The organism is Methylocaldum sp. (assembly GCF_039794385.1).
Taxonomy (GTDB): Bacteria; Pseudomonadota; Gammaproteobacteria; order Methylococcales; family Methylococcaceae; genus Methylocaldum.
This window is the reverse complement of record NZ_JBDIVO010000432.1, coordinates 1-3,427: the sequence shown is the minus strand read 5'-3', so window position 1 is coordinate 3,427 and position 3,427 is coordinate 1. Positions and strand designations below refer to the sequence as shown.

The 3,427-nt window shown below is 59.2% G+C and carries 5 protein-coding genes; 3 read left to right on the top strand and 2 right to left on the bottom strand.

Annotated elements, in window-relative coordinates:
* Positions 1 to 60: 60 nt before the first annotated feature.
* Positions 61 to 702 (bottom strand): hypothetical protein, encoded by a 642-nt coding sequence (locus ABJK70_RS22210; RefSeq protein WP_347259163.1) that lies wholly within the window; start codon positions 700 to 702, stop codon positions 61 to 63.
* Between the two features lie 489 nt (positions 703 to 1,191).
* On the opposite strand from ABJK70_RS22210, the gene ABJK70_RS22205 reads away from it, so the two are divergent.
* The 3 genes from ABJK70_RS22205 to ABJK70_RS22195 all read left to right on the top strand — a co-directional run bounded on the left by ABJK70_RS22205 (position 1,192) and on the right by ABJK70_RS22195 (position 2,702).
* Entirely contained in the window at positions 1,192 to 1,950 is a 759-nt protein-coding gene (locus ABJK70_RS22205; protein ID WP_347259162.1) for a dienelactone hydrolase family protein, read from the top strand.
* 82 nt (positions 1,951 to 2,032) lie between these two features.
* A complete protein-coding gene (locus ABJK70_RS22200) occupies positions 2,033 to 2,350 on the top strand; it encodes a hypothetical protein (protein WP_347259161.1) in 318 nt (105 codons plus the stop codon).
* A gap of 43 nt (positions 2,351 to 2,393) precedes the next feature.
* Positions 2,394 to 2,702, top strand: a complete 309-nt coding sequence (locus ABJK70_RS22195) for a hypothetical protein (RefSeq protein WP_077729965.1) — start codon at positions 2,394 to 2,396, stop codon at positions 2,700 to 2,702.
* Between the two features lie 204 nt (positions 2,703 to 2,906).
* On the opposite strand, the gene ABJK70_RS22190 is transcribed toward ABJK70_RS22195, so the two are convergent.
* Positions 2,907 to 3,284, bottom strand: coding sequence for a thioredoxin family protein (locus tag ABJK70_RS22190; RefSeq protein ID WP_347259160.1), 378 nt, complete (start codon positions 3,282 to 3,284; stop codon positions 2,907 to 2,909).
* Positions 3,285 to 3,427 lie beyond the last annotated feature (143 nt).

Here is a 3,427-nt window from a genome sequence, read left to right as displayed (position 1 = left end):
CCTACTACGAAATCGTTTTCGGATAGAACAGAATGTTATCGGCGACCAAGTCCGTAACGATCAACTGCCGTTTCCGGTGTCACCGGAGCCGGTTTGCTTTTTCCTCGCGATAGCTTCAGCCAATTGATCCGCCGCGGCGGTGATTGCGGCGGCGCGCCTGCGCATTAAAGCCAGCATCTCGTTCAACAGGACTTGGGGATGGTCCTCTACCACGCTTTCGCCCACCAGCCAGCAGGCCAGTGCCGGTTCGTCCCGGCCCAAGGCCCGAGCAGTGTCCCGCTGCCAATCGCTGCCGAACAGAAACCGCGCCGCATTGCGAAAAAGGTCCCGTTCGGACGCATCGGGATCGAATACGCGCGTGGCGGAATCGCCCGTCGACGGGTTTGGCGCATCCGCACGTGCGTCGAGTGGCGGCTCCTTTTGAGCGGGCGGAGCAGGCTCTCTGAACTCCTCGTGAGTGGCCTCGGCCAGGCGTGAGATTTCAGGCAACACCGAACGTATCAGCTCGGCGCCGGCCAGGGGCACCTTCCAGTGACGTTTCTCGGGAACCCATTGCACCTTCGGAACCCAGCGCAGCATCCGGTGCAGCGTGTCGCTATAGCCCGCCTTGATGATGATGCCGTCATCGGTAACTTGTACCCACGGGTTCGGCGGTAAGGGGTTGGCCGCCAGGGCGGCGCGCGCTTGGTTTTCGTCAGTCATAAATTCGGTACGGAGACTTGGCCTCGACAATCAAGTGAAGCGAATAAGGTAACGCAGCCTGTCAACCTGGAAACGGCAGTTCAACCTGCTCGAGTGTGCGGCTGGCCAGGTTCTTTTGTTCGAACAAACCCGCCACAAGTGTGGAGAATTGTCGACTAAATTACAAGGTTATTTGTATGGAAATTAGCTGCGTTGCAATACTCCGCAGCCATCGGCAAGGCCGGAGCGGCGATAAAATTCGTTCATCCGCCCGCTCGTAGTGCCTTATTTTTCCGTCCCGCAACAGCAAACTCGACTGACCGCTCCCGCCCTAATCACACCGAAAACATCTGCCTCACGCACTCAGACCACGGTTTGGCGCGACAACTGCTTAGTTATTCAAAAAGGCCCGAATCGTCCCGTTTGCCGGAATGTGCTTCGTCTATACGGTGTCGATGTGACGGCCTTCGCAAGGGTATCGATGAGGATTGACAGATTGCGGGGTGTGCGATGATCGAGATTTCTGCGGCCGACGGCCACGTATTTTCCGCTTATCGGACCGAGCCGCCGGACGCGCCCAAGGGTGCGGTGGTGGTGCTTCACGAGGTGTTTGGCGTCAACCGGCACATTCGGACGGTGACCGACGCATTCGCGGCGAAGGGTTATATGGCCATCGCGCCAAGCCTCTTCGATCGGGTAAAAAAAGATGTCGAGTTGAGCTATGACGACACCGGTGTTGCCGAGGGTCTGGATCTCGCGCGGCAGGTAGGACTGACGAACGCCATCGCCGACATTCAGGCGGCGGTCGATGCCGTCGCCAGTGCCGGCAAGGTGGCTATCGTCGGCTACGATTGGGGCGGCTACCTGGCTTACCACGCGGCCAACATGGTGAAGGGGCTGGCTTGCGCCAGCATCTATTACGCCTGCGGGGTGACCCAGGATTTGTACGGAAAGCGGAAGATTCAGACGCAGCTGCATTTCGGGTCTCTCGATCCGTATATCCCTTTCGAGCTGGTCGTTCAATTCCGTTCCGCCAGACCGGACGTCAGCGTTTACGATTATCCGGCGGGACATAGCTTCAACTGTGAAGAGCGCGATACTTACGACGCTTCGGCGGCCCAGAAGGCATTCGAGCGTACCTTGACGCTGATTTCCCACAACTTGGAAGGCCCGCCTCCCGTCACCCTGAAGAACGCGGGAAGCTACGCCTCGGCGAAAGTCGAGAAGAAGAAAAAGCAGGCTTCGGACGACCTCGGACCGCCGCTGTAACGGGAAAGGTACGAAATCCCGAGCAGTTTCGGCGTCTTGAGTTCGGAGCCCGCCGAGAGTTTGAGAAAGAGTCGGAGTGGTTATGACGGTCATCGAGCGCGATTTCGGGAAGAGAACACGCCAGACGATAAGGCGCTTCGGGGAGCTCTTGTGCCTGGATGCCCTGCATGAAGCCAATATCAAGGCTAATCCGGTGCCTTACCTCGAGCGGGCGAGCGAACGCATCTTTCAATTGGAACGGGCTTTATTCGAAGCCGCCCAGGCCGTCGCGCCACCGGCGGAAGTCTCTCCGTCAGGCGAGTGGGTTCAAGTCGACAAAGCGGAGTACGAACGCCTACTGCGCTGCCGCGACATCGTCGAAAAAGCGCTCGCCGAGCATGCGAGGGATGAGGAGTTTTAATCATCGGGCGCGGCCCGGTGCTCGATTTTTGGAGACTTTTGTTATGGCCATGAATCTTAGATCGTTTTTCAACGGCCCCGAGTGGGCGGAAATCGGCATTCCCGACTGGTTTAAGGGACGAGCGGAGGCTTTGATCGCCCAGCTCGGCGACGACAATCCCGATGTCCAGGTATTCAAGGACATTCTTGCCGCCGGGCGGATCGGGCAGGAGGCCGTGATGCGTGCGGATAAGCTGGCCGGAACGACCAAGAACGCCGATGTCTTTCTCCTCGCCGTCGACATCGCGACCCATGGATTTACCGTATTGCAGGTGATCGCACAGATGGTTCCCCTGCGCCGGAAAGCAGCCTAGGGGCTTTCCGATCACGTACGCCGGAGCCCGGCCGCCCCCGTGCTGCCTGCCGGCAAGCCCACCGGTACGTGCTCATTCCTCCTGTGACTGGGAGTTGCGTACCGCCGGGGTGGCGGGAAACCGGGAGAGGTCGCGCCAAAGCGGTCAGGACATCCCCTGCCCCACGAACTGATCGGCCGGATAAAACAGAATGCAGCCGGGCGCTCAGCCCGAAACCGCGGCCTTGTCCCGAGCGTCGAGTTCCGCGCGGATCTTATCCATGTCCAGCGCCCGGACATGCTCGATCACTTTTTCCAGCGAACTGGCGGGCAATGCGCCGGATTCGCGAACCACCACGATCCTGTCTCGCAACACCATCAGCGTCGGCACCGAGCGGATATCGAATCCTTGCGACAGTTGGCGTTGTTGATCCGTATCGATCTTGCCGAAAAACAAATCGGGGTGTTTTTCGGAGGCGGCTTCGAAAACCGGCGCAAAGGCGCGGCACGGCCCGCACCAGGTTGCCCAGAAATCCAGAACGACGATGGGATGGGTTTCGATCACCTGCTGAAAGGTGTCGTCGGTGACTTCGATAGTGGCCATGACTCAAATACCAGGGCTGTTGGGGTGGAGAAAGAGGTCGGCGCAGGTTCGCTGCACCGATGGCGAAAGCTAGCCGGTGATGTCCACCTGCACCATGCCGTTCTGCAGGCGCATGGGATATTCCTTCATCTGCCATCCGGCAG

Coding starts and splice junctions, on each gene's coding strand:
- ABJK70_RS22210 (WP_347259163.1), bottom strand. CDS start 702: ATGACTGACGAAAACCAAGCGCGCGCCGCCCTGGCGGCCAACCCCTTA.
- ABJK70_RS22190 (WP_347259160.1), bottom strand. CDS start 3,284: ATGGCCACTATCGAAGTCACCGACGACACCTTTCAGCAGGTGATCGAA.
- ABJK70_RS22195 (WP_077729965.1), top strand. CDS start 2,394: ATGGCCATGAATCTTAGATCGTTTTTCAACGGCCCCGAGTGGGCGGAA.
- ABJK70_RS22200 (WP_347259161.1), top strand. CDS start 2,033: ATGACGGTCATCGAGCGCGATTTCGGGAAGAGAACACGCCAGACGATA.
- ABJK70_RS22205 (WP_347259162.1), top strand. CDS start 1,192: ATGATCGAGATTTCTGCGGCCGACGGCCACGTATTTTCCGCTTATCGG.